The following is a 24165-nucleotide window of genomic DNA, read 5'->3' as shown; positions in this document are numbered from 1 at the left end:
CTCAACTTTCGGCGGACAGATGCGTATTTCATCGACCAGAGAGGGGACCATGAATTTCCGGATGTTTTTGGCGCTGATCGGCGCTTTCGTCGGCCTTGCCGCCCTTTCCGCACCGGCGTCGGCGGCCACCGTCGCCCACACCACGACGTCGCTGAATGTCCGCAGCGGTCCGGGCGCGCATTACGCCAGGATCGCAACCTTGCCGGCCGGCCATAGGGTCGAGCTCTACCATTGCGAGGACAGCTGGTGCTCGATACGCGCCGCCGGCATCCATGGCTGGGCGAGCGCGAGCTATCTCGAACGCTCCCATGTCGTGCGGCCGGTGATCGTGCAGCCGCAAATCGTCATTCGCCCGCCGCATTACCGTCCACACAGGCCGCACTGGTCGCATAAGCCGCACCGGCCGCGCCCGCCCAAGCCGCCGAGGCCTCACAAGCCGCAATGCAAGATCGCGCCCGGCTTCCCCTGCAAGTGAAATCGGACGGGATCTGATCTATCGAAACGCCCCGCCTGCTGGTGCAAGCGGGGCGTTTTGATATCCGGACGCTTACTCGCCGCCGACGTCGAAGCGAAGCCGCTTCGCCGAGTCGATCGACTTGTGCGCGCGCACCTGCTCCAGCACTTTTTCCGGGAAGGGCGCGTCGAGGTAAAGCAGCGCGATCGCATCGCCGCCCGGCCGGTTGCGGCCGAGCTGGAAGTTGGCGATGTTGACGCCGTTCTCGCCGCACACGGTGCCGAGCAGGCCGATGATGCCGGGCGCGTCCGCATTGGTCGTGTAGAGCATGTGCTGGCCGACCTCGGCGTCGAGATTGATGCCCTTGATCTGGATGAAGCGCGGCTTGCCGTCGGAAAAGCAGGTGCCGGCGATCGAGCGCGTCCTGTGCTCGGTCGTGACGGTGAGCTTGATATAGCCGTCGAACACGCCCGACTTGTCGCGCTTGACCTCGGCGACGATGATGCCGCGCTCCTTCACCATGATCGGCGCCGAAACCATGTTGACGTCGGAGACCTGCGGCCGGATGAGGCCGGCAAGGGCCGCGCTCACCAGCGCGCGCGTGTTCATCGTCGCGGTCGAGCCGTCGAACAGGATCTCGACCTCCTTGATCGGATCCTCGGTGACCTGGCCGACAAAGGCGCCGAGCACTTCGGCAAGCTTGACGAAGGGTTTCAGCCGTGGCGCCTCCTCGGCGGTGATCGACGGCATGTTGATGGCGTTGGAGACCGCGCCCTTGAGCAGATAGTCGCTCATCTGCTCGGCGACCTGCAGCGCGACATTCTCCTGCGCTTCCGCGGTCGAGGCGCCGAGATGCGGCGTGGCCACGACATTCTCCATGCCGAACAGCGCGTTCTGCTCGGCCGGCTCGACCTCGAACACGTCGATGCCGGCGCCCGCCACCTTGCCGCTCTTCAGCGCCGCGACCAGGTCCGCCTCGACCACCAATCCGCCGCGGGCGCAATTGATGATGCGCACGCCGTCCTTCATCTTGGCGATCGCAGCCGCGTCGATGATGTTGCGCGTCTTGTCGGTCAGCGGCGTGTGCAAGGTGATGAAGTCGGCGCGGGCGAAGAGCTCGTCGAGCTCGACCTTCTGGACGCCGAGCTCCTCGGCGCGGCTGTCCGACAGGAACGGGTCGAAGGCGATCACATGCATCTTCAGGCCGACGCCACGCGTGGCGACGATCGAGCCGATATTGCCGCAGCCGATCACGCCCAGCGTCTTGCTGGTGATCTCGACACCCATGAAGCGGTTCTTTTCCCACTTTCCGGAATGGGTCGAGGCATTGGCTTCCGGTATTTGCCGCGCCAGCGCGAAGATCATCGCGACCGCATGCTCGGCCGTGGTGATCGAATTGCCGAAGGGCGTGTTCATCACGATGATGCCCTTGCGGCTGGCGGCCGGGATGTCGACATTGTCGACGCCGATACCGGCGCGACCGACGACCTTGAGCCTGCCGGCGGCATTGATCAGCTTCTCGGTGACCTTGGTCGCCGAGCGGATGGCGAGGCCGTCATACTGGCCGATCACCTCGGCGAGCTTTTCCTTGTCCTTGCCGAGGTCGGGCAAGTAGTCGACGTCGATGCCGCGATCCTTGAAGATCTGCACGGCGGTGGTGGAAAGTTTATCCGAAACGAGAACGCGGGGCGCCATCACGGCCTCCTTGAAGGGGATTGGATGTGTCGGAAAATGGTGGCGGCCAGAGGCCGCCACGGATTTCAGGCCGCTGCCTTGAGCGACGCCTTCTGCGTGGCGAAGGCCCAGTCGAGCCAGGGCAGCAACGCTTCGAGATCGGCGGTCTCGACAGTGGCGCCGCACCAGATGCGCAGGCCGGGCGGCGCGTCGCGGTAGGAGCCGATGTCGTAGGCGACGCCTTCCTTGTCGAGCGCCGACACGATGCCCTTGGCGAAGGCCGCCTGCCCGTCGGCATCGAGCGCCGCCACTTGCGCGTCGGTGAACGAAAGGCACACGGACGTGTTCGAGCGCGTCGCCGGATCGACAGCGAGGTGGCCAAGCCACGCCGACTTGTCGGCGAACCGGTCGAGCACCGCGGCATTCGCGTCAGCGCGGGCGACCAGCGCCTCGAGCCCTCCGATAGACTTCGCCCAGTTGAGCGCGTCGAGATAATCCTCGACGCACAGCATCGACGGCGTGTTGATGGTCTCGCCCTTGAAGATGCCCTCGATCAGCTTGCCGCCCGAGGTCAAGCGGAAGATCTTCGGCAGCGGCCAGGCCGGCTTGTAGGTCTCCAGCCGCTCGACGGCGCGGGGCGACAGGATCAGCATGCCATGCGCGCCCTCGCCGCCCAGCACCTTCTGCCAGGAGAAGGTGACGACATCGAGCTTTTCAAAATCGAGCCGCTGCGCGAAAGTGGCCGACGTCGCGTCGCAAATCGTCAGGCCCTTGCGGTTCGAGGGAATGAAATCGCCATTCGGCACGCGCACGCCCGAAGTCGTGCCGTTCCAGGTGAAGACGACGTCGCGGTCGAAGTCGACCTGCGTCAGGTCGGGCAGTTGGCCGTAGCCGGCCTCGAGCTTGCGCATGTCGGCGAGCTTGAGCTGCTTGACGACATCGGTCACCCAGCCGGAGCCGAAACTTTCCCAGGCGACCATGTCGACGCCGCGCTCGCCGAGCAGCGACCAAAGCGCCATCTCGACCGCGCCGGTATCCGACGCCGGCACGATACCGATGCGGTAGTCCGCGGGAACCTTGAGGATTTCGCGCGTCAGCTTGATCGCCTGCTCGAGCTTCGCCTTGCCGATCTTGGCGCGGTGAGAGCGTCCGAGCGCAGCAGCTTTGAGCGCCTCGACCGACCAGCCGGGGCGTTTTGCGCAAGGACCTGAAGAGAAATTGGGGTTTGCCGGACGGAGTCCGGGCTTGGTAAGCGTCGTCATCGTGGTCTATCCTTCCAGATAGTGGCCCCTCGTTGGGGAGGGGTGGCCCACGGACGGCGATATGCGCTCAAGGCTTCGGCGTCAAGAGCAAAATTTTTGTCGCTGTCAGGATATTCCCTTACTCGGCGCCTGGATCCCTAGCCGGGGATTTTTACCGGTCGGCTCTGTTTGCGTTGGCAGGTGGCATGCGTTGGAGATTGGCCGAAACGCGCAATCGCGATCGTCATTCTAGGGCGGAGCAGGAGCGAAGCTCCGTCACGAAGACCCTAGAACCCATGCCATTTCCTTCGCCACGGCGTGCAGCGGAGCAGAATTCTGCACCGTGGCGGCGCTCCAAGGTCACGGAATGGATTCTATGGTCTGCGCCGCGTCGCTTCGCTCCTTGCTCCGCCATAGAATGACGAGGTGGGGGCGGCTTCAGCCAATCCCCGGCGTTTGCGCTGATTTCACGCAAATGAACGGAAAATCTCGCGCCAGGACGAACGGCAACCTTTCAAAATCCCTGTGTCGTGGAGCTAGATTCGAAATGAAACGGCGTATCCCCTGGATCCGCCGTTCGATACGTCCGAGCCTACTTCGCCTACCAGAGATCGTAGCGCAGCCCGAGCTTGACCTGATGATTGCTAATGCCTTTGTGAACAGGGAAGGAGGTAAGGCTTGCGGCGGTAACGTATTCCGCATCGGGGGCAGAGAAATATTGGTACCCGAGGTCGACCAGCACGTTCTTGGACACCTGGTAGGCAAGGCCAGCATTCAACGTATAGGCGAGAGAGTACCGAGATTTATTATCCTCGACGGTGAAGTTATTGGCGGAGTCATTGATATCGGTGTACCTGGCCGAAAGCTTGCGCGTGGTGCGAACAACACCGATGCCGGCGCCAACATAAGGCGTGATGCCTACATATGTGCCAAGATCGACATAGCCGTTGAGTATGCCTGAGAACGCATAGTTCTTCAGGTTTCCGAACCCGATGGCCGACGGCGTCGCGGTCGCTGTGTCGTCATAGCTGAAGCTGGCTTTGTTGCCGGGCAGGTAGCCGAGGTTGAGATCGGCGCGCAGGTAATCGTTGAAGTGATATCCGAAGCCTATGCTGCCGAAGACGGCGTCTTCGCTCTCGCTGAAACTCTTATCGTTGGTGATCGTTGGCGGGAAGGTGAAATCACCGTTCTTGAAGCTCTTCTGCGGCAGATAGGCGACATCGCCGCGCAGGTACCAGCCCGAGCCGACCTCGACCGGCTGGTAGTCCGGCGCCTGGTCGGCATAGACCGGCGGATCGTAGTCCGCCGCCAGCGCCGGCGTCATCGGCAACAGGATGGTTGCGGCAAGCGCTGACGCGATACGCGATCTGGATATCATGGTCCCCGGCTCCTGAAAGTGGCGCCAACCGCGAACGCGGGCGCCGTTTCAAGGAGCCATTGTTAACCATAGTGGTTAAGTGCTGGTTAAGGATAACAGCCGGTTACCGAATTGATTTCGATCGGATTTTAGCGGTCATAGGAAAGCGAAAGCCGCCCGGCTGGCGCCGGGCGGCTGACGAATTCGGGATAATGAAGACGATTACTTGGTGTAGATCGGTTCCGGCTCCGGCTGGTAAGCCACCGGGGCGGCGCAGCCATTGTTGCCGCCGAACTGGTAGCGCAGGCCGCCGCGCACCTCGTGGGTGTTGATGCCGCGATCGAAGCCCGGTCCGGCGCTGCTCGCATCCCAGTCGAACATGCGCCCGCCCTGGATGTGGGTGAAGCGGTAGCCGGCGTCGAGGATCACCCTGTCGGTCAGGCAGTAGGACGCGCCGGCCATGAGCGCATAGGCGAAGCGCCAGTTGGATGCGCCGGGGTTGGTCTCTGTCGCCCCTGGGGTGGGATCGTAAACCCTATCCCACTTGACGTGCGCGCCGCCGATGCCGGCGCCGACATAGGGCGTGACGCCGTGCCAGGTGCCGATATCGACATAGGCATTGGCCAAGAGCAGCAGGGCGCTCATGCTCGACACTTCAGTCGATATCTGGGCCGGCGTGGTCGTTAGGTCCGAAGTCTGGCCGTTGAAGTCCGACTTGAACCAATAGTCCGCGGTCACGTCCGTGCGGAAGTAATCGTTGATCTTGTAGCCGACGCCGGCACCGAGCGAGAAGCCGCCCTTGAGCTTGCCGAAATCGAAGCTCTTGCTGCCGGGCGTCACCGAGCAATTACAAGGATCGACGGCATAGGTCATGTAGTCGATGCCGCGCACGGTCGACTTGTGATAGTCGATGTCGCCGCGGATGTACCAGCCGCCGACATCGATCGGCTGCTGTTCGACGACCGGCGGCGGCGCCTCTTCGATTTGCGGTTCCGGGAGGTCGGCCGCGAAGAGCGGTCCGGCCAAGCCCGCGAACAGCGCGGCAAGCAATGCCATTCTTGCTGTCTTGAACATTCTGTCACCCCTGAGAAGCCTCGGGACGACATCGCCCGAAGATTATTGACCTCGGGTATGGATAATGAATTGCAAAGGTTAAAAGCCGTTTAACCGTACCAATTAACCACGAATCTATACAATTTTTAATGGTAGGCCGTTGCTACGCGCGCATGAAAAGCCCGCCGGGTTGGCGGGCTGGCTTGCGGCATCAGGGCGAGTTGAGATTCAGGTCAGGCCGAGCCGAAAATGGTGGCTTTCGAGAACCGGAGCGGAGCGTACACAAAGTACGTGAGCACCGGAAGGGCAGAAAGCCGCCATTTGCAGGTCGGCCTCACCTGAATATCAGCACACCCTCACGCGGCGCTGCGGGTTTCCTGGAGGATGCCGACGATGTCGTTGACGACCGCTTCGACCAGCTGCGGATCGTCGCCCTCGGCCATGACGCGGATGAGGGGCTCGGTGCCCGAGGGCCGGATGACGAGGCGGCCCGACGTGCCGAGCCGGTTGCGCCCTTCCTCGATCGCCGCCTTGACCGGCGCTTCCTCGAGCGGCTTGCCGCCCGAGATGCGGACATTCTTCAGGAGCTGCGGCACCGGCTCGAACTTCTTCGACAGCTCGCTGACCGGGCGGTTCTGCCGCTTGATGCAGGCCAGCACCTGCAGCGCCGAGACGAGGCCGTCGCCGGTGGTCGAGAAATCGGAAAGCACGATGTGGCCGGACTGCTCGCCGCCGACATTCAAGCCGTGCGCGCGCATATGCTCGACCACGTAGCGGTCGCCGACCTTGGTCCGGTGCAGCTGCAGCTTCATGTCGCCGAGGAAGCGCTCCAGGCCAAGATTGGACATCACGGTGGAGACGACGCCGCCGCCGGCCAACCTTCCGCTCTGGTGCCAAGATTCGGCGATCAGCGCCATGATCTGGTCGCCGTCGACGATCGCGCCGTTCTCGTCGACGATGACGACGCGGTCGGCGTCGCCGTCGAGCGCGATGCCGATGTCGGCGCGCACCTCGTGCACCTTCTTCTGCAGGCCGGCCGGATGGGTCGAGCCGCATTCCTTGTTGATGTTGAAGCCGTTGGGCTCGACATTGATCGCCACCACCTCGGCACCGAGTTCCCACAGCGCCTCGGGCGCCACCTTGTAGGCCGCGCCGTTCGCGCAGTCGACGACGATCCTCAGGCCCGAAAGCGACATCGAGCGCGGCAGCGTGCGCTTGGCGAATTCGATATAGCGGTCATGCACGCCGTCGACGCGCTTGGCGCGGCCGAGCCCGTCGGAATCGGCGAGCGCCAGCTCGATGTCCTTGTCGAGCATGCCTTCGATGCGCTCCTCGATCTCGTCGGAGAGCTTGTACCCGTCGGGACCGAAGAGCTTGATGCCGTTGTCGTAGTAGGGATTGTGCGAGGCCGAGATCATCACGCCGATGTCGGCGCGCAGCGAGCGTACCAGCATCGCGACCGCGGGCGTCGGTATGGGACCGAGCAGGAAGACGTCCATGCCGGCGGCGCACAGGCCCGCGACCATCGCGTTCTCGATCATGTAGCCGGAAAGCCGCGTGTCCTTGCCAAGCACGACGCGGTGACGATGATTGCCGCGCTGGAAGGAGAGCCCGGCGGCCATGCCGACGCGCATGGCGACCTCGGCCGTCATCGGAAATTTGTTGGCGCGTCCGCGGATACCGTCGGTGCCGAAATACTGACCTGTCATGTGCCTTACAGTCCCCGTCGGTTTTTCAGCCACCCGTATTGCCACAATTGGGCCGCATCCGATCATCAAATTTCGTGATTATATATTACCAATCCTTAGAAAAACATTGTCGCGGGCGGTGCAAGTGATTCGGCAGCCTATCACCACCTTTGACTTGGCGGCGCTACACCTGCCCATGCGAGGCTCTTCGGCGCCCTATCAACCGGCAAAGCTTGACTGGCGGCCAACCGGCAAGCAATTCATCACCTTATCGGGAGCAACACACTTTGTGACGGCGCCCATGCCGGAAGCATCTGGCGCAACCGGACATTGAGAGCTATTGATTTGGCATAGGGACACTTATTGGCGGCAGCAAGGGAGAAAACGCCATGCTTATTCATAGACTTGCAGCTTTGACGGGTATCGCCGTCGCAACCTTGTTCCTGGCGGCGCCGGCCAACGCGCTGACCATGGCCGAGTGCAGCACCAAGTATAACGCGGCCAAGGATGCAGGAACGCTCGCCGGCCAGACCTGGAACCAGTACCGCAAGGCGCAGTGCGGCAGCGACGCTTCTGCCGCGACCGACACCAAGGCCGCGACCGACACCAAGGCGGCGACCGATACGAAGGCCGCCGACACCAAGCCCGCCAAGAAGGCAAAGACCGCCGCCGCTACCGACGATACGGCCAAGGGCCTGAGTTCCAAGGAGTGCAGCACCAAGTACCAGGCTGCGAAATCCGCCGGCACGCTCAACGGCATGAAGTGGAACGACTTCCGCAAGGCCGAGTGCGGTCCTGGCGCAACCGCCGCGGCTGCCGCCCCGGCCACCGCCACCAAACCCGCCACGACGGCCAAGACCTCGACCGCGGCTGCCGACGGCGGCAAGGGCCTGAGCATGGCCGAATGCAGCACCAAGTACCAGGCTGCGAAAACGGCGAACACGCTGAAGGGCATGAAGTGGAACGACTTCCGCAAGGCCGAGTGCGGCGCCAGCGCCGACGATGACGACACCGTGCCGGCTCCGACGGAAGCGACCTACACCAACGAGCCGGCGAAGCCGTCTGTCGCCGCGCCGAAGGGCGTCAGCTTCCCGAAGGCGATTTCGTCGAAATTCGCCACCGAGACCCCGGCCAAGGGCCGCATGCACACCTGCCTCGAGCAGTACTACGCCAACAAGGATGCCAACACGCTGAACGGCCTGAAGTGGATCCAGAAGGGCGGCGGCTTCTACAGCCTGTGCAATGCCAAGTTGAAGAGCTGATCGCTTAAAGCGCGTCGCGCTGCACCGGATTCAGGCGACGCGCCTTAAGTCTTTGTTTTGCTGCATGTCGTTGTCCCAGAACCGCTGCACACTTCTGGGCGACATGCATTAGCTCTGATCTCCAGACGAAGGCCCGCGCATCGCAAGATGCGCGGGCCTTTTTTGTTTGGGTTCGAAGTCATATCCGCGCTGTAAGGAAGCGCTACCGGCGACGCTGCTAATCTCCCCCCTCGTGGGGGAGATGTCCGGCAGGACAGAGGGGGGCGCGAAGGAACGCGATGCTGACTTCTTTATGCCCCCGGCTATGAAGCAGAGGCTGAGACGGCAACTCTCCGACCGCTTCGAGGCCCCTCTCCCCGCTTTCAGCACGGACGAAGAACCCCAAGACTCGACATACCGGCGGGACAGCGCCCCCCTCTGCCCTGCCGGGCATCTCCCCCACAAGGGGGGAGATTGGCCGTCACGCCAGCCTTCGCAAATCACCAGCCCCTAAAGCAAAAACGCCGCGGTTTGATCCGCGGCGTTTTTCAATCAAATCTGGCGTGAAGCTCACCCCTGCGGCTGCGGCTCCATGCCGCCTTCGGGCTCGGGGCCTTTCTTGCGGCGGCCGCCGGTGCCGGCCTTCGGCACGGCCGAGCCGCGGCTGGGCGGGGTGTCGTCGCCAAGGTCGCGGGCGGGCTTGTTGCCCGCGATCAGCTGCTTGATCTCGTCACCCGACAGCGTCTCGTATTCGAGCAGCCCTTCGGCGAGTGCGATCCATTCCTTCTTCTTCTTGGTCAGGATGGTCTTTGCGGTCGAATAGGCGTCGTCGATCAGCCGGCGCACCTCGGCGTCGATGATCTGGGCGGTCTCCTCCGAGATGTTCTGCGTGCGCGCCACCGAATGGCCGAGGAAGACCTCTTCCTGGTTGTCGCCATAGGCGACGTGGCCGAGCTTGTCGGAGAAGCCCCAGCGCGTGACCATGGCGCGTGCCAGCTTGGTCGCCTGCTCGATGTCGGAGGAGGCGCCGGACGTGATGTTCTCCTTGCCGAACTTGAACTCCTCGGCGACGCGGCCGCCCATCATGATGGCGAGCCGCGAGACCATGTATTTGTAGCTCATCGAATAGCGGTCGCCTTCCGGCAGCTGCATGACCATGCCGAGCGCGCGGCCGCGCGGGATGATCGTCGCCTTGTGCAGCGGATCGGCGGACGGCACGTTGAGCGCCAGGATCGCGTGGCCGGCCTCGTGATAGGCGGTGAGCTCCTTCTCGGCCTGCGTCATCGCCGACGAGCGGCGCTCGGCGCCCATCATGATCTTGTCCTTGGCGTCCTCGAACTCGGCCATAGTGACGAGCCGCTTGTTGCGGCGCGCCGCCATCAGCGCGGATTCGTTGACGAGGTTCATCAGATCGGCGCCGGAAAAGCCCGGCGTGCCGCGCGCAACCACCTTGAGGTCGACATTGGGCGCCAGCGGCACGTTGCGGACATGCACCTTGAGGATCTTCTCGCGTCCGACGATGTCGGGGTTCGGCACCACGACCTGGCGGTCGAAACGGCCGGGCCTCAGCAGCGCCGGGTCGAGCACGTCGGGCCGGTTGGTGGCGGCGATCAGGATGATGCTTTCGTTGGACTCGAAACCGTCCATCTCGACCAGCAGCTGGTTCAGCGTCTGCTCGCGCTCGTCATTGCCGCCGCCGAGGCCGGCGCCGCGATGGCGGCCGACGGCATCGATTTCGTCGATGAAGATGATGCAGGGCGCATTCTTCTTGGCCTGGTCGAACATGTCGCGCACGCGGGATGCGCCGACGCCGACGAACATCTCGACGAAGTCCGAGCCGGAAATGGTGAAGAACGGCACGTTGGCTTCGCCGGCGACGGAGCGGGCGAGCAGCGTTTTGCCGGTGCCGGGCGGGCCGACCAAGAGCACGCCGCGCGGGATCTTGCCGCCGAGGCGCTGGAACTTCTGCGGATCGCGCAGGAATTCGACGATCTCCTCGAGATCCTCCTTGGCCTCGTCGACGCCGGCGACGTCCTGGAAGGTGACGCGGCCATGCGCCTCGGTCAAAAGCTTGGCCTTCGACTTGCCGAAGCCCATGGCGCGGCCGGAGCCTGATTGCATCTGGCGCATGAAGAATATCCATACGCCGAGGATCAGGATCATCGGCAGCCACGAGATCAGATAGCCGAACAGCGAATTGGAGCCGTCGGTTTCGGGCTTGGCGGTGATGGTGACGTTCTTGTCCTGCAGCCTGGAGACCAGCGACGGGTCGCCGGGCGAGTAGGTCTGGAAGCCATTGGCGTTGTCCGTGTAGTTGCCGAGGATGCGGGCGCCGGCGATGGTCACGCTCTTGACCCGGCCGGACGCGACATCCTGTAGGAACTGCGAATAGGCGATATCCGTGGTGGCACCGCGCGTCTGGGGCGTCTGGAAAAGATTGAACAGGGCGATGAGCAGGACCGCTATGATCGCCCAGAGCGCGAGGTTGCGATAATTCGGATTCATCTATTGTCCTGTTGGGGTCCCGCGTACGGACCCGCGATGGTGGAGAAGCTTGGGCCTAACATAGGGAGAGCGCCTCCCCTTGCCAAGCAGAACAGCACGTATCGGTTAAGCTTTCGCCCACCCTCGGCCGCCATCATGGCCGTGGAATGGCGGCGCCGGCGGCGGCGCGCCGACAAGGGCCGCGACGGCGGCGGCGGGCGCGAGATCGAAGGACGGCAGGAAGCGGGCGAAAGGGGCTACCACCGGAACCATCGAGACCGCCCGCGGCCCGGCATCGCCGCCCGTGAAATCAAGACGTTCGTCTCCGGACCACAGCGCGGGCTCCGCAGCCAGCGCCGCGCGTGAGAGGCTTTGCGGAACATCCTCGCTCAAAGGCGCTTTCCTGGGAGCGGCGGACCCAAGCGGCGCGATCACCATGCCGCCCGGCCCGTCTTTCAAAGTGATGCGTCGCCGGTTGTCCCAAAGCTGGTTATCCGACGGCGGCAGGGCGGCGGGCAGGTTGCGGTTCTCGCGGCGCAGGAAAATGCCGGTTCGGCGCGCGTCGACCACCGTCCGCGACAATGTGGCGCAAAGCGGAGCCGACCGCAGGCGGGAAAGCAGCGCGGCGCAGCGCGCCTCGTCGGCGAGGAACGACATGCCGCCGACAGTGGCCAACAGGATGCGCAGCGCATAGATGGCGGCTTGGCCATCCTCATGCTCGGTAAGCTCGCGGTCGAGGCGGATGAGACCCGGAACCGGCCTGTCGGCAAACGCGTCGATGAGCACGGCGGCGCGGCGGCCGATGTCGTGGCGCTCGAGAGCCGCCCGCTGCGACCGCGTCAACGCTTCCGCGATCCGCCGTTCGCCATCACCCTGCCCGAGCTTTGCCCGCACGCGCGGCCGCTCGAACCGGATATCGACATTGGTAGGGTCCTCGATCCAGCCGATGTCGCGAGCCCGCAGCATGGCGCGCAACACCGCGCGCCTGGTGCCGAGCAGCGGCCGGACGATCCATGTCCGCCAGTCGTGCAGCGTGGCGGGCGCCATGCCGGCGAGGCCCCGGCCTTCCTCGTCGCGGGCCTGCCGCATCAGCACCGTCTCGGCCTGGTCGTCGGCGGTATGGCCGGTCACGATCAGCTTGATGCCTTCGGCGCCGGCCGCTTCGGCAAGCAGCCTGTAGCGTGCCTCGCGCGCGGCGGCCGGCAGACCGGTCGCGGGCTTGTCGCCGCGCCAGGCAAGAATGCGATGCGCGATGCCGCGCTCGGCGCAGAAGCGTTGAACGAGCCGCGCCTCGGTGGCCGAGTCCGGCCGCAGGCCATGATCGATGGTCACCGCGAGCAGCCTGGCGGCCGATGCGGTCCGGTTGAGGTGGTCTTTGAGGAGAAGGAGAAGGGCGGTCGAGTCGCTGCCGCCGGACACGGCCGCAACGGCGCCGGTCGAAAGGTCTAGGTCAGAGAAAAGGCAGTCCGAAAGGTCAAGTTTGGTATCGGGCGTCAGCACGACGCCAGGGCCTTTTCCTGCTTGATGCGTTCCTTGAGAGCGCCGGAAACATCGGGATAGCGCTTGCCGATTTCACTGAAGGTGGCGCAGGCCACATCGTTCTGCTTCAGGCCGACCAGCGAAACGCCGAGCTTCAGCAGCATGTCGGGCGCCTTCTTGGCCTTCGGATAATCCTTGCTGGCGGCGAGGAAGACTTCGGCCGCGTCACGGTATTTCTGCTGCCCGAGCAGCGACTCGCCCAGCCAGTAATGCGCGTCCGCCGCCTTGGCGTCCTTGGGGAAGCGCGAAATATGATCGCGAAAACCCTGCTCGGCGGTCGGATAGTCGCCCGACAGGATGAACTGATAGGAATTGCGATAGAGCTCGTCGGGATCGTTGGTCGACGGCAGGGCCGCCATTTCGGTGCCGCCGGACTTGCTCTTCTTGGCCGGCGTTTCGGCGGAAGGAGCGCTTGCCGTGGCCGCGGGAGCTTCCACCGGCGCGCTGGCCTGCGGGCCGGTCTCGGCATTGACCACGTTGCCGTTCTTGTCGACGGTGATGGTGCCGAAATTCTTCGGCGGCGCGCCGGTGATCAGCTTGCCGGGATCGCCGGTCTGCGATTCCACGATGACGTCGCCAACACTTTTGCCGCCGTTTTGCGCGCCGGTGTCGATCGGCGCCTGCGTCGCCGGAGCCTGGGCGACGCTGTTGTCGGTTCCGGCGTCGCCGGTGCCGGATTGACCGGTGCCGGCATCGCCGAGATTGGTGTTGGCGTCGTTGCTGTCCCCGCCCTGGGGCGCGGCTTCCGATTTCTTCTGCCCGGCCGGCTTGGCGCCGCCTTGCGGACCGCCCTCCAGTTGCTGGAAGCGGAACTCATTGTCTTCCTGCTGCTTGCGGATCTGCTCCTGCATCTGCAGGATCTGGAAATTCATCTCCTCGATCTTGCCGTTCAGCTGGCGCAGCTGGTCTTCCAGACCAGTCACGCCGGCGCCGCCATCCTGTTGCGCGACCTGCGCCTGTTCCGGCTTCTTCTTGTCGCCGAAGATGCCGAGCGTCGGCAGATGGAAGGTGAACCCGCTGTCGGAGGCCCGCCCGGCACTGTCGGCCGAGGCGGCAAGGCTTGGGAGGCTTGATACGAGCAGCAACGCAAGCGTGCCGCTCAGGACCGTTCTGAAATGCATTCTGTCTCTCGCGTGGGTGTTGGCCTGATGCGCCTTTCCAACTCAAACAGTGGGAGGAAGCGCCCTCGCGCTCATAGCAGGACGCGAGACTTCGGCCAAATTTTGTTTCAATCCGTTGCAAATGAAAAAGGCGGCCCTGAGGCCGCCTTTCATTTTGGGATGTTGTATTTTTGTCGCCTGGGACGCCTGGCGCCCTTGGCGAAAAATCGATCAGGAGCCGGCGCCGGAAAGCGTGGTGACGGCGCGGCGGTTCTGCGACCAGCAGGAGATGTCGTCGCAGACCGCGACCGGACGCTCCTTGCCGTAGGAGATCGTCTTCAGGCGGCCGGCGGAAACGCCCTTGGAGACCAGGAAGTCGCGCGTGGCTGCGGCGCGGCGGGCGCCCAGCGCCAGATTGTACTCACGCGTGCCGCGCTCGTCGGCATGGCCTTCGATGACGATCGCGTACTGGCGATACTGGTTGAGCCACTGCGCCTGGCGGGCCAGCGTGGTCTGCGCATCGGCGCGGATCGACGCGGAATCGGTATCGAAGAAGATGCGGTCGCCGATGTTGACGGTGAAGTCCTGCGCCGAACCCGGCGTAGCGGCACCGGCACCGTTGAGGCCCAGATCGGCCGCGCTGTTCGGGGTCTTCTTCGAGGCGCAACCGGTAATGGCGAGCGCCATCACCAGCGCGATCATGGCCGGGTTTCGGGTAAGTGCTGCGATACGGCCCATGCCGCCTCTCCTTCGCATTCGAGTGATTTCGTTGATCACCCAGTAACCACGTTTGGGTTAACCGGCATTCAAGAAACACGGTTAATGTTTGGTTTCGAGCCGCCGTCCGCGACTGCTTGGCCCCAAGCTTTCCAACGGGCGACATTGCGCGCGGACCCTAGGCGGAAATGCGGCCAAAACATGAAAAAAGAGGGAATTGGGGAACTGGAGAATTGAAGAACTGGAGAAACAGGTCACTTCAGCGACCCTCTGAGATTCACCAGCATTCCGTAGATCTGGTTATAGGATCGCAGCCACTCGTCTAGCTGTGCCTTCGAAATGTATCCGAGGTCGAAGGCGAAGGAGATCCATTCTCGACTTCGCTACACGACCCCATAGCCATTGAAATGAAGCGAGCGAATTCGGCCTTGGAATGAGGCTGCTTGGCAAAGCCCTCTGCCAAATTGGCGCAGATGGCCTTGCGAGAAACCACGTAGGCCCGCTTGTAGACCTCCAGCTCCCTTGCACGTCCAACGTAGCGCCCCTGCCTCTCCATTTCTTCAGTTCTTCAATTCCCCAGTTCCCCAGTTCCCCAATTCCTCAGTTCCCCTACTCGAGAAGAGGCGACCACGCCGGGTCCGAAGCATAGTTCGCGGTCGGGATCTGTTGCTCGTTGCGGCCGGTCAGATCGACCGAGACCAGCTTGGGGCCGCCGGCGGAGTCGCGGAAGAACATCAAGACGCGGCCGTTCGGCGCCCAGGTCGGACCCTCCTGCTGGAAGCCGGAGGACAGGATGCGCTCGCCCGAGCCGTCGGTCTTCATAACGCCGATCTGGAATTCGCCGCCGCTCTGCTTGGTGAAGGCGATGAGGTCGCCGCGCGGCGACCAGACCGGCGTCGAATAGACGCCGTCACCGAAGGAGATGCGGTGCGGATTGGAGCCGTCCGCGCCCATGACGTAGATCTGCGAACGGCCGCTGCCGCCGCCGCGGTCGGAGGTGAAGACGATCTGCGAGCCATCCGGCGAATAGGAAGGAGACGTGTCGATCGCGGTCGAATCGGTGAGCCGCGTCGTCGAACGGCTCCTCAGATCCATGGCGAAGATGTTGGAATTGCCGTCATCGCGCAGCAGGCTCATGATCACCTTCTGGCCGTCGGGCGAAAAGCGCGGCGCGAACGTCATGCCGGGGAAGTTGCCCACCAGCTCGCGCTGTCCGGTCTCGATCTGCAGCAGATAGACCTTCGGCTGCCCGCTTTCATAGGACATATAGGTGATTTCCTGCCGGTTCGGCGAGAAGCGCGGCGTCAGAACGATCGCGCGGCCGTCCGACAGATAGCGCACATTGGCGCCGTCCTGGTCCATGATGGCGAGCCGCTTCTTGCGGGCGTTCTTGGCGCCGGATTCATCGACGAAGACGACGCGCGTATCGAAATAACCCTTTTCGCCGGTGATCTTCTCATAGATCGCATCGGCGATGATGTGCGCGACACGGCGTTGGTTGGCGTCGTTGGCGAAAAACTGCTCGCCGGCCAACTGCTGATTGCCGAAAATATCCCACAGCCGGTACTGGGCGCGAATGCGGCCATCCGCCTCCTTGCTCACGCTGCCGGTCACCAGCGCCTGCGCATTGATGACCTTCCAGTCGTCGAAACGGGGCTGGGCATCCGGATTCGTGATCTTTTCGACAAAGGCGGCCTTGTCGATCGGCGCGAATAGTCCTGACCGCTTCAGGTCGGCTGTGACGATCTCCGATATCTGCGGTCCAAGCCCTCCCTGAAAGTCAGGGATGGCGATCGGCATCGGCTCGACATTGCCTTTATTGACGTTGAGCTCGAGGGTTGCTCGGGCAGGCAAGGTGACGGCAGCATTTATGCCCATCGCCATCGCGGCGACCATCAGGAGCGGCTTGAGGATGGATTGCATGTCTTCTCGCTTCTCTTGCTGATTTCTCGGACGCTCAGGCTAAAGACCGAGCATCGCTCTCGGGTCGAAGTTGACGCGAACGTCGGACCATATGTCTTGCTTCCCGGCGGGAACCTGCAGTCCGGCGACATCGCATTTCTGCACGGCGCGAACCGCGCTGGCGTCGAACTGAGGATTGCCGCTGGACTTCTCAACGGTCGGGCGGCCCTCCAGCTTGCCGGAGGCATTTAGGTTGAAACGGATGACCACGGTGAAGTTCTCGGAACCTTCGAGGCCCACCGGAAGGGTCCAGCAACCACCGAGTTGATCCTCCAACGCCCCCTGCTCCGACTTGGAGAGCTTCTGGCCCTGGTCCTTTTCGCCGCCGAGCGAAGCCTGCTGGGTCGAGCGCTTGGCGCCGCCGCCGGACGGCTTCTGCTTATCGAGCAGGGCCGTTATCTCGTCGGCGTTGAACTGCTTCTCGTCTGACTTCGGCTTCGAGGAAGCCTCCTTGACCGGCTTTTCGGCATCCTTGCGGTCCGGCGCCTTGGCGCTCTCGGCCTGGGCCGGCTGCGGCTTCGGCCGCGCTTCCGGCGCCGGCGCCGAATCCGGAAGCTTTGCCTCTTCCGTCGGCTGATCCTGCGAGATCGCCTCTGCGACGGCGTCGGGCTTGACCTCTTCCTTTTGGATGGCCGCGGTCTTGTCCTGCTGCGGCGCGGGCGTCGGTTCCTTGGCCGGCGTCGGCTTCGGCTCCGTCTGCTTGACCGGCTCTGGCTTGACTTCTTCCTTCGGCGTCGGCGTCGGGGCTATCTCGGTCGCCGGGGTCGGCTTCGGCTTCTCCTGCGGCTTCGGCACGTCCTCGACCGCGGGCTTCTCGGTCGGCGTCGGCGCGGGCGGCGGCGCCGCTGTCTTCTCGACCGGCTTCGGCTTGGCTTCGTCCGTCACCGGCTTGTCGGTATCGACGGTGTTCTCGCCGACCTTCTGGGCGTCGGGCACGACATCGGGACGCTTGGTCGGCAGCGGCGCCGGCTTGTCATGCATGACCGCCTTCTTGTCGCCCTGCAGCGTCTGTGCCACGGCTTCCATCGGCACGATGTCGACCGCCACCGACTCCACGTCGCTGGCAGGCATGGCCGGCGGCGACGACAGCGTGAACAGCCCGAAGGCCAGCGCCACCGCATGCAATATCACCGAAGAGGTGAGGCCGGTCCGCATCTGGCGTCTACTGATCCTGTTCCTGCAGCGAGACCAGGCCGATATTCTTGTAGCCGGCCGCTGAAATGCGAGCCATAACCTTCATCGCCGTGCCATAGTCGGTCGACTTGTCGCCGCGGATGAAGATGCGCTCGTCATAGCCGGTCTTGGAAATCGCCTGCAGCTTGGCTACCAGTTCCTCGATCGGAATCTCGGTCTCCTGCAGGAAAATCTTGCCCGCGGCGTCGATCGAAACGGTGATCGGCTGCGTGTCGACATTCATCGCCTTGGCCTGCGTGTCCGGCAGGTCGATCGGAACCCCGACGGTGAGCAGCGGCGCCGCGACCATGAAGATGATCAACAGCACCAGCATCACGTCGACCATCGGCGTGACGTTGATTTCGGATATCAGGGCATGGTGACGGCCACGCCGCCTATGGCCGCGCCCGCCTCGCCCCATGCCACCTGCGCCTGCAGACATCCCCATGATCGTTCCTCAGGTCTTCTGCGCTACTTTTTCATCGATTTGGCGCGAGAGTATGGCGGAGAACTCGTCCGCGAACCCTTCCATGCGCACGCCGAGTTTGTTCGCGTCCGATGACAGCTTGTTGTAGGCGATGACCGCGGGAATGGCCGCGAGCAGGCCGATCGCGGTCGCCAGCAGAGCCTCGGCGATACCCGGCGCCACAACCGAGAGGCTGGTGTTCTTCGAGGCGGCGATCGCCTGGAACGACGTCATGATGCCGATGACGGTGCCGAACAGCCCGATGAAGGGTGCGGCCGAGCCGGTGGTGGCGAGGAAGCCGAGGCGACCCTCCAGCTTCTCCATTTCGCGCGTCAGCGCCAGGTCCATCGCCTTGTCGATGCGGGTCTGCAGCGCCAGCGCCGATTTCGCGCCCTTTTCGAAACTCTTCTTCCATTCGCGCATGGCGGCGACGAAGATCGCGCCCATGCCGGTGGTCTTGCGGTCGGCCAGCGTCCGATAGAGTTCTTCAAGCGATTGCCCGGACCAGAAGATCTGCTCGAAGCGGTTCAGCGCCAACTTCATCCGGCTATAGGCGACGAGCTTGTCGATGATGATGGCCCAGGTCCAGATCGAGGCGCAGAGCAAGCCGATCATGACCAGCTTGACCACCCAGCCGGCCTGCATGAACAGCGCCCAGATCGATAAATGCGCTGCCGGATCGGCGAGTGCGATGTTTTCCATGACTTAAGTCCTTAAGATTATCCGGGCATCGCTGGCGGCTGGCCCATGGCATCCCTTTGGTCCGATCGCGCGAAGCGTGAAGCTTGCGGGATAAGCCCCGAATGCACCGTTCCGCGGCCTTTTCGAGGCAAATATTGGTGAAAGGAAGGCGCACGGATTGCGCCAATCTTCGCCAATTCCTTCATGAACCGTTATGGTTAAGGATGGGTTAGGACATCAGGCGCGGCGCATTGCCGCGCATGGCTGGGGGCGGCGGCCGGCGAGACGCGACGCAGGGCAAGCTGAGATTCAGGTCAGGCTGAGCCGAGAATGGTGGCTTACGAGAACCGGAGCGGAGCGTACATTAAGTACGTGAGCACCGGAAGCGCAGGAAGCCGCCGTTCGCAGGCCAGCCTCACCTGAATATCAGCTTGCCCGAGGCATGAAGGCGGCGATCCACTCCTTCGGGAAACGCTTTGGCCGGCCGCTTTCGCCGACGATCGCCGCTTCGACCTTGGCCTCGACCAGCACATCGCCGCCGCGCTTCAATTGCTGGCCCATGAAGATGCGGGCGCCGGAAATATCGTCGGTGCGCGTGTCGATGGTCAGGATATCGTCCATGCGCGCCGGCGAACGGAAGTCGATCTCCATGCGCCGCACTACCCAGACGATACGCTCGCCATGCTTGCCGTCCAGAAGCTCGGTGTGATGGACGCCGGTCAGCCGCAGATAGTCGGAGCGCCCGCGTTCGAGGAATTCGAGATAGCGCGCATGATAGACGACGCCGGAGAAATCGGTGTCGGCATAGTAGACCCGGGCCATCAGCCGATGGCCGAAATCCGTCAGCGCGCCGGAAAGCCCGGCGCTCAGCGCCGCCGATTCACCATGATCGTCCATCGCGCTTTCCTTTTCAGGCCCGAACAGGCACCTAAAGCCCTCGGGCTTTAGGCATTTTTTCTGTGCGTGTCGTTGTCCCAAAAACCGCTGCGCACTTTCGGGCGACACGCACTGTTTTCGCGCGGGAACGGGATGGCATTGTTGGGCACGATGATCAAGACCTTGATGGCGGCGCTGCTTGCGTTTGCCGCTTTGGCGTTGCCCGCCGGAGCGGCGACCTTCTCGATGAAACGCGGCCTCAATCTCGACCAGTGGGTGACCTGGCTGGCCGAGGACAAATGGGGCGACCGCCAGGCGATCCTGCCCTATCCGGAGTGGCGCAAATTCCTCAAGGAGGACGACCTCAAGGCGCTCAAGGATGCAGGCCTCGACTTCCTGCGCATGCCGGTCGATCCCGCGCCCTTTCTCTCGGACCAGACCGCGGCCCTTCGCGACGACCTCTATGCCAGCGTGCTGGACTCGGCGCGCATGATCAACCGCGCCGGCCTCAAGGTGATCGTCGACCTGCATCTGATCCCCGCCGGCGGCAATCGCAAGATCGGCATGAGCGAGGTGATGCATGACCCGGCCGTCTTCGATGCCTATGCCGAATTGGTGCGCAAGATGGCGCGGACGCTGGCCAAGGAGGATCCGAAGCTTGTCGCGCTGGAATTGATGAACGAGCCGCTGGCCGATTGCGACGCGAGCGGCACCAATCTTTGGCCCGACCTGCAGAAGCGCTTGTTCGCCGCCGCGCGCGCCTCCGCCACCCGGCTCACGCTGGTGCTGAGCGGCGGCTGCTATTCGAACGCGGAGTCGCTGGCCAAAATCGATCCCAGGACGATCGCCGATGACAACGTCATCTGGACCTTCCACTCCTACGATCCGTTTCTTCTGACGCATCAGGGCGCAAGCTGGGCCGGCGACTTCATCCCCTATGTCACCGGCCTGCCCTACCCGCTGACGGCCGTTCCGAAGGCGCAGCTGGACATGACGCTGGACACGATCCGCGACCGGATCAAGGCCGAGGCGCCCTGGGCGCGACGGAGCGGCTTGCTCGCCTATCTCGACGAGCAGGTGGCGACGATGGACAGCCCCGAAAAGCTGCCTGGCGTGATGGACGCGCCGTTCGCGACGGTCGGCGCCTGGGCGAAGGCAAACGGCGTCAAGCCGCAGGATATCACGCTCGGCGAATTCGGCATGATCCGCCAGGAATACGGCAACGGCTTCGTCATGCCGGCCGCCTACCGCGCGGCCTATGTGCGCGACATGATCGCCCGCGCCGAGGCGCATGGCTTTTCCTGGTCGGTGTGGAACTATGGCGGCGCCTTCGGCGTCGTCGACGCCTTCGACGGCGAGAAGGCGGAGCCGGACGTGATGGATATGATCAGGTCGCTGCGGTGAGCCCCATTTCGGCCAATCTCCAAGGCATGCCGCCTGCCAACGCAAACAGAGCCGACCGGTCAAAATCCCTGTGCTGTGGAGCTAGCCGAGATCGATCTGCAGGATCTCCGGCCGCACCCCGAAACGTATCGGCGCGATGCTGAAGCCCAGCCCGCCTGAGACGATCAGGTTGCGGTCGTTCTCGACGACATGGCCATAGGCATAGCGGTTGCCGTAGGCGGAAGGCACCACCGGCGAATAGCCGAACAGCCGCACCTGTCCGCCATGCGTGTGACCGGACAGCGTCAGCGAAACCCTCCAGGGCACTTTCGGAAAAATATCCGGCTCATGCGCGAGCAGGATTATGGGAGCCGTATCGCCAACCTTGGCCAGCGTGCCGGGAAGGTCGTCGAGGCCGGTGAGCCCCCTGCGGCCCTTGGCCTTGTCCGGCAACAGGGCGATCTGGTCGGCCAGGCCGGCGATCCAAAAACCCTGCCCGTCCTTTTCCAGGCGCACGACGTCGTTCTCCAGCACCGGAATGCCGACGGCCTCCAGCGCCTTGCGGGAAATGGTCGGCCCGGCCCCGGCCGCTTGCGCCGAGCGATCCTCCCACCAGTCGTGATTGCCGAGGATAGACCACACGCCGAGCGGCGCCTTGAGCCCGGCCAGCGCGGACGCCCATTCCGACGCGTTCACCCAGCCGGTCACCATGCGGGTTCCTGCGGGGTAATCGCCAAGCATGACGATGACGTCCGGCTGCAGCGCATTGGCCTCCTCGGCAAGTGCCGCGATCCGTTCCGGCGTCATCCAGGGCCGGCAGGCATGGATGTCGGCCAGCGCCACGACGCGCAACTTGAGTCCGGCCGGCCAGTGCGGCGGCGTCAGCGTGTAGCGCTTCACGTGGGTCAGCAGCATCGGCTCGATGCCGACGGCATAAGCGCCAAGCGACACCAGGCTGAAGGCCGAGCCGCCGACAAGGCGCAGGAAACCACGTCTGGTGATCATGGATCGGCCCAAGCCCCTTGGGATTCTATCAGGAAGCTGCCTTAAAGGCGGCAATTGCGCCCTCAGCTAGGTCAAGGCGAGCAGATTCTGCGCAGACGGGCCGTTACACGGCCAAACGGCGAACAAATATGCGTTACTCTTCCTGGAACAGGCTGATCTGCTGCTGGGCGATATCCTTCGGCGGGTCGAGCCCGAGATGGCGCCAGGCATTGGCGGTCAGCACGCGGCCGCGCGGCGTGCGCTGGATGAAACCCTGCTGGATGAGATAGGGCTCGATGATGTCCTCGATGGCGTCGCGCGGCTCGGAGAGCCCGGCAGCGATCGTCTCGATGCCGACCGGGCCGCCGCCGAAATTGCGCGCGATCATCGACAGATAGCGGCGGTCGAGCGCATCGAGGCCGAGCGCGTCGACCTCCAGCCTTGTCAGCGCCTCGTCGGCGATCTTCCTGTCGACATGGCCGTCCCCCGCGACGCTGGCGAAATCGCGCACCCGGCGCAGCAGCCGGCCGGCGATGCGCGGCGTGCCGCGCGCGCGGCGCGCGATCTCCAGCGCGCCATCGTCGCCGAGCGGCATCGAGAGAATCCGGGCGCCACGCCGCACGATCTGCTCCAACTCCTCGACCGTATAGAAATTGAGCCGGACGGGAATGCCGAAACGATCGCGCAGCGGATTGGTCAGGAGTCCAAGCCGGGTCGTCGCCGCGACCAGCGTGAAACGGGCAAGGTCGATCTTGACCGAGCGCGCCGCCGGCCCCTCGCCGATGATCAGGTCGAGCTGGAAATCCTCCATGGCCGGATAGAGGATTTCCTCCACCGCCGGATTGAGCCGATGGATCTCGTCGATGAAGAGCACGTCGCGCTCCTCGAGATTGGTGAGCAGCGCCGCCAGATCGCCCGCCTTGGCGATGACCGGACCCGAGGTCGAGCGGAAATTGACGCCGAGCTCGCGCGCCATGATCTGCGCCAGCGTCGTCTTGCCGAGCCCAGGCGGCCCTACGAACAGCACATGGTCGAGCGCCTCGCCGCGGCCCTTGGCGGCATCGACGAAGACCTTGAGATTGGCGCGCACCGCTGCCTGGCCGACGAACTCGTCGAGCGACTGCGGCCGCAAGGTCTGGTCGGCATCCTCACCGCGCTTGTCGGGGGCAATGAGGCGGGGCGAAAGGTTCATGTCGCGCCCTCTTTGCGCGGACGGCCAACCGCGTCCCTTACTGCAGCATCGACTTCTTCCAGCGTGGCCGGACCGCCGAACGGATCGCCCAGAAACCCAGCAAGGTCAGCGAATTCAAGATTGCGCGGCGTACCGATCAGACGGCCGTCCATGACCGTCAAGGCAACCCTGTCGCCAGCCTTGAGCGACAGCGCGTCGCGAACATGCTTTGGAATCGTCATCTGCCCCCTGGAAGTCAGATTGGCATCCGCGCCCATATTCCTATTTCGGGCAAATGTCACCGCGCCAGTTCCTTAAGGCCGAAGCGGATCAGCTTGGACGCATCCGCGCCCTCGCCGGCCGATTTCAGCGCAGCCGCAACCGCGTTCGCGGCGATGTCGCGCGAATAGCCGAGATTGACCAGCGCCGAGACCGCGTCGGTGATCGGTGCCGCCGCGACGCCTTCGCCGAGCTCTTGCTTGAGGCCGATCGTGCCGCTGGCCGCGCCCGCATAGGCAGGCGCCTTGGTGCGCAATTCGGTGACGATGCGCTCGGCCACCTTCTTGCCGACGCCGGGCGCGCGAGAAACCATGGCGATGTCGCGCAAAGCGATCGCGTTGGCGAGCTCGGCCGGCGCCAGCGTCGATAGGATGGCCAGCGCCACCTTGGCGCCGACGCCCTGCACATTGTTCATCAAAAGCCGGAACCACTCGCGCTCCAGCCCGGTCTGGAAGCCGTAGAGCCGGATCATGTCCTCGCGCACATAGGTCTCGATGAACAGAACCACCGCCTCGCCAGGGGGCGGCAGCGCGGCAAGCGTGCGCACCGAGCAATGGACGACGTAGCCGACGCCATGCACGTCGACGACGCAGCTATCCTCGTCGATCTCGTCCAGCGTGCCTTTCAGTTTGCCGATCATGG

22 protein-coding genes are annotated in these 24165 nt (G+C 63.9%); 3 read left to right on the top strand and 19 right to left on the bottom strand.

The annotated features are described in order from the left end of the window. The first annotated feature begins 49 nt into the window (after positions 1 to 49). A complete protein-coding gene (locus tag FJ956_RS21300) occupies positions 50 to 475 on the top strand; it encodes an SH3 domain-containing protein (protein WP_140678916.1) in 426 nt (141 codons plus the stop codon). Between the two features lie 72 nt (positions 476 to 547). On the opposite strand, the gene serA is transcribed toward FJ956_RS21300, so the two are convergent. The 5 genes from serA to glmM all read right to left on the bottom strand — a co-directional run bounded on the left by serA (position 548) and on the right by glmM (position 7488). Further along, on the bottom strand, positions 548 to 2149 hold the full coding sequence (gene serA, locus FJ956_RS21295) for a phosphoglycerate dehydrogenase (RefSeq protein ID WP_140678914.1): 1602 nt from the start codon (positions 2147 to 2149) through the stop codon (positions 548 to 550). A gap of 65 nt (positions 2150 to 2214) precedes the next feature. Next, positions 2215 to 3390 carry a phosphoserine transaminase gene (locus FJ956_RS21290; protein WP_140678912.1) on the bottom strand — a complete coding sequence of 392 codons (1176 nt, stop codon included), beginning with the start codon at positions 3388 to 3390 and terminating at the stop codon, positions 2215 to 2217. A gap of 580 nt (positions 3391 to 3970) precedes the next feature. Continuing rightward, positions 3971 to 4747, bottom strand: coding sequence for an outer membrane protein (locus tag FJ956_RS21285; protein ID WP_140678910.1), 777 nt, complete (start codon positions 4745 to 4747; stop codon positions 3971 to 3973). Positions 4748 to 4948: 201 nt separating this feature from the next. Next, the gene (locus tag FJ956_RS21280) at positions 4949 to 5800 is read right to left on the bottom strand and encodes an outer membrane protein (RefSeq protein ID WP_140678908.1); all 852 of its coding nucleotides are present in this window, start codon (positions 5798 to 5800) and stop codon (positions 4949 to 4951) included. Positions 5801 to 6135: 335 nt separating this feature from the next. Continuing rightward, a complete protein-coding gene (glmM, locus tag FJ956_RS21275; RefSeq protein ID WP_140678906.1) occupies positions 6136 to 7488 on the bottom strand; it encodes a phosphoglucosamine mutase in 1353 nt (450 codons plus the stop codon). A gap of 368 nt (positions 7489 to 7856) precedes the next feature. Here glmM and FJ956_RS21270 point away from each other — a divergent pair, with 368 nt between their 5' ends. Continuing rightward, on the top strand, positions 7857 to 8729 hold the full coding sequence (locus FJ956_RS21270) for a hypothetical protein (protein ID WP_140678903.1): 873 nt from the start codon (positions 7857 to 7859) through the stop codon (positions 8727 to 8729). 549 nt (positions 8730 to 9278) lie between these two features. Here FJ956_RS21270 and ftsH read toward each other — a convergent pair. From ftsH to ybgC, 10 genes are all read right to left on the bottom strand, one after another. Next, positions 9279 to 11213 carry an ATP-dependent zinc metalloprotease FtsH gene (gene ftsH, locus FJ956_RS21260; protein ID WP_140678899.1) on the bottom strand — a complete coding sequence of 645 codons (1935 nt, stop codon included), beginning with the start codon at positions 11211 to 11213 and terminating at the stop codon, positions 9279 to 9281. Positions 11214 to 11318: 105 nt separating this feature from the next. Next, positions 11319 to 12689 (bottom strand): tRNA lysidine(34) synthetase TilS, encoded by a 1371-nt coding sequence (gene tilS, locus FJ956_RS21255; protein WP_140679015.1) that lies wholly within the window; start codon positions 12687 to 12689, stop codon positions 11319 to 11321. Further along, positions 12686 to 13852 (bottom strand): tol-pal system protein YbgF, encoded by a 1167-nt coding sequence (ybgF, locus tag FJ956_RS21250; RefSeq protein WP_140678897.1) that lies wholly within the window; start codon positions 13850 to 13852, stop codon positions 12686 to 12688. Before ybgF ends, tilS begins: the two co-directional genes overlap by 4 nt. Before the next feature lie 210 nt (positions 13853 to 14062). Further along, positions 14063 to 14569: a peptidoglycan-associated lipoprotein Pal gene (gene pal / locus FJ956_RS21245; RefSeq protein ID WP_140678895.1), complete on the bottom strand. Its 507-nt coding sequence runs from the start codon at positions 14567 to 14569 to the stop codon at positions 14063 to 14065. Positions 14570 to 14870: 301 nt separating this feature from the next. Further along, the gene (locus tag FJ956_RS21240; RefSeq protein WP_348641078.1) at positions 14871 to 15104 is read right to left on the bottom strand and encodes a four helix bundle protein; all 234 of its coding nucleotides are present in this window, start codon (positions 15102 to 15104) and stop codon (positions 14871 to 14873) included. A gap of 53 nt (positions 15105 to 15157) precedes the next feature. Beyond that, positions 15158 to 16444, bottom strand: a complete 1287-nt coding sequence (tolB, locus tag FJ956_RS21235) for a Tol-Pal system beta propeller repeat protein TolB (protein WP_246672106.1) — start codon at positions 16442 to 16444, stop codon at positions 15158 to 15160. Between the two features lie 66 nt (positions 16445 to 16510). Continuing rightward, the gene (locus FJ956_RS21230) at positions 16511 to 17665 is read right to left on the bottom strand and encodes a TonB family protein (RefSeq protein WP_140678890.1); all 1155 of its coding nucleotides are present in this window, start codon (positions 17663 to 17665) and stop codon (positions 16511 to 16513) included. Between the two features lie 7 nt (positions 17666 to 17672). Next, positions 17673 to 18131 carry a protein TolR gene (tolR, locus tag FJ956_RS21225; RefSeq protein WP_140645854.1) on the bottom strand — a complete coding sequence of 153 codons (459 nt, stop codon included), beginning with the start codon at positions 18129 to 18131 and terminating at the stop codon, positions 17673 to 17675. A 9-nt stretch (positions 18132 to 18140) separates the two neighbouring features. Continuing rightward, positions 18141 to 18851, bottom strand: a complete 711-nt coding sequence (gene tolQ / locus FJ956_RS21220; RefSeq protein WP_140678888.1) for a protein TolQ — start codon at positions 18849 to 18851, stop codon at positions 18141 to 18143. Positions 18852 to 19256: 405 nt separating this feature from the next. Further along, entirely contained in the window at positions 19257 to 19727 is a 471-nt protein-coding gene (gene ybgC, locus FJ956_RS21215; RefSeq protein WP_140678886.1) for a tol-pal system-associated acyl-CoA thioesterase, read from the bottom strand. 132 nt (positions 19728 to 19859) lie between these two features. Between ybgC and FJ956_RS21210 the strand changes: the two genes are divergently transcribed. Then, positions 19860 to 21110, top strand: a complete 1251-nt coding sequence (locus FJ956_RS21210) for a cellulase family glycosylhydrolase (RefSeq protein WP_140678884.1) — start codon at positions 19860 to 19862, stop codon at positions 21108 to 21110. 81 nt (positions 21111 to 21191) lie between these two features. On the opposite strand, the gene FJ956_RS21205 is transcribed toward FJ956_RS21210, so the two are convergent. The 4 genes from FJ956_RS21205 to ruvA all read right to left on the bottom strand — a co-directional run bounded on the left by FJ956_RS21205 (position 21192) and on the right by ruvA (position 24163). Next, a complete protein-coding gene (locus FJ956_RS21205) occupies positions 21192 to 22094 on the bottom strand; it encodes a metallophosphoesterase (RefSeq protein WP_140678882.1) in 903 nt (300 codons plus the stop codon). 133 nt (positions 22095 to 22227) lie between these two features. Then, positions 22228 to 23265 carry a Holliday junction branch migration DNA helicase RuvB gene (gene ruvB / locus FJ956_RS21200; protein ID WP_140678880.1) on the bottom strand — a complete coding sequence of 346 codons (1038 nt, stop codon included), beginning with the start codon at positions 23263 to 23265 and terminating at the stop codon, positions 22228 to 22230. Next, positions 23262 to 23522: an AbrB/MazE/SpoVT family DNA-binding domain-containing protein gene (locus FJ956_RS21195; RefSeq protein WP_140678878.1), complete on the bottom strand. Its 261-nt coding sequence runs from the start codon at positions 23520 to 23522 to the stop codon at positions 23262 to 23264. Before FJ956_RS21195 ends, ruvB begins: the two co-directional genes overlap by 4 nt. A 20-nt stretch (positions 23523 to 23542) precedes the next feature. Continuing rightward, positions 23543 to 24163: a Holliday junction branch migration protein RuvA gene (gene ruvA, locus FJ956_RS21190; protein WP_140678876.1), complete on the bottom strand. Its 621-nt coding sequence runs from the start codon at positions 24161 to 24163 to the stop codon at positions 23543 to 23545. Between the last annotated feature and the right edge of the window lie 2 nt (positions 24164 to 24165).

Source organism: Mesorhizobium sp. B2-4-3 (assembly GCF_006442815.1).
Lineage (GTDB): Bacteria > Pseudomonadota > Alphaproteobacteria > Rhizobiales > Rhizobiaceae > Mesorhizobium.
Note: the sequence above shows the minus strand (reverse complement) of the source record. Positions and strands in the feature narration are given on the sequence as shown.

Bases quoted from the DNA above. Each gene is read 5' to 3' on its own strand.
- FJ956_RS21240 (WP_348641078.1), bottom strand. From the start codon at position 15,104: ATGGAGAGGCAGGGGCGCTACGTTGGACGTGCAAGGGAGCTGGAGGTC.
- serA (WP_140678914.1), bottom strand. From the start codon at position 2,149: ATGGCGCCCCGCGTTCTCGTTTCGGATAAACTTTCCACCACCGCCGTG.
- FJ956_RS21285 (WP_140678910.1), bottom strand. From the start codon at position 4,747: ATGATATCCAGATCGCGTATCGCGTCAGCGCTTGCCGCAACCATCCTG.
- glmM (WP_140678906.1), bottom strand. From the start codon at position 7,488: ATGACAGGTCAGTATTTCGGCACCGACGGTATCCGCGGACGCGCCAAC.
- ftsH (WP_140678899.1), bottom strand. From the start codon at position 11,213: ATGAATCCGAATTATCGCAACCTCGCGCTCTGGGCGATCATAGCGGTC.
- ruvA (WP_140678876.1), bottom strand. From the start codon at position 24,163: ATGATCGGCAAACTGAAAGGCACGCTGGACGAGATCGACGAGGATAGC.
- FJ956_RS21280 (WP_140678908.1), bottom strand. From the start codon at position 5,800: ATGTTCAAGACAGCAAGAATGGCATTGCTTGCCGCGCTGTTCGCGGGC.
- FJ956_RS21195 (WP_140678878.1), bottom strand. From the start codon at position 23,522: ATGGGCGCGGATGCCAATCTGACTTCCAGGGGGCAGATGACGATTCCA.
- FJ956_RS21210 (WP_140678884.1), top strand. From the start codon at position 19,860: ATGGCATTGTTGGGCACGATGATCAAGACCTTGATGGCGGCGCTGCTT.
- FJ956_RS21290 (WP_140678912.1), bottom strand. From the start codon at position 3,390: ATGACGACGCTTACCAAGCCCGGACTCCGTCCGGCAAACCCCAATTTC.
- tolQ (WP_140678888.1), bottom strand. From the start codon at position 18,851: ATGGAAAACATCGCACTCGCCGATCCGGCAGCGCATTTATCGATCTGG.
- FJ956_RS21205 (WP_140678882.1), bottom strand. From the start codon at position 22,094: ATGATCACCAGACGTGGTTTCCTGCGCCTTGTCGGCGGCTCGGCCTTC.
- ybgC (WP_140678886.1), bottom strand. From the start codon at position 19,727: ATGGACGATCATGGTGAATCGGCGGCGCTGAGCGCCGGGCTTTCCGGC.
- pal (WP_140678895.1), bottom strand. From the start codon at position 14,569: ATGGGCCGTATCGCAGCACTTACCCGAAACCCGGCCATGATCGCGCTG.
- tolB (WP_246672106.1), bottom strand. From the start codon at position 16,444: ATGGTCGCCGCGATGGCGATGGGCATAAATGCTGCCGTCACCTTGCCT.
- FJ956_RS21270 (WP_140678903.1), top strand. From the start codon at position 7,857: ATGCTTATTCATAGACTTGCAGCTTTGACGGGTATCGCCGTCGCAACC.
- ruvB (WP_140678880.1), bottom strand. From the start codon at position 23,265: ATGAACCTTTCGCCCCGCCTCATTGCCCCCGACAAGCGCGGTGAGGAT.
- ybgF (WP_140678897.1), bottom strand. From the start codon at position 13,852: ATGCATTTCAGAACGGTCCTGAGCGGCACGCTTGCGTTGCTGCTCGTA.
- FJ956_RS21230 (WP_140678890.1), bottom strand. From the start codon at position 17,665: ATGCGGACCGGCCTCACCTCTTCGGTGATATTGCATGCGGTGGCGCTG.
- tolR (WP_140645854.1), bottom strand. From the start codon at position 18,131: ATGGGGATGTCTGCAGGCGCAGGTGGCATGGGGCGAGGCGGGCGCGGC.
- FJ956_RS21300 (WP_140678916.1), top strand. From the start codon at position 50: ATGAATTTCCGGATGTTTTTGGCGCTGATCGGCGCTTTCGTCGGCCTT.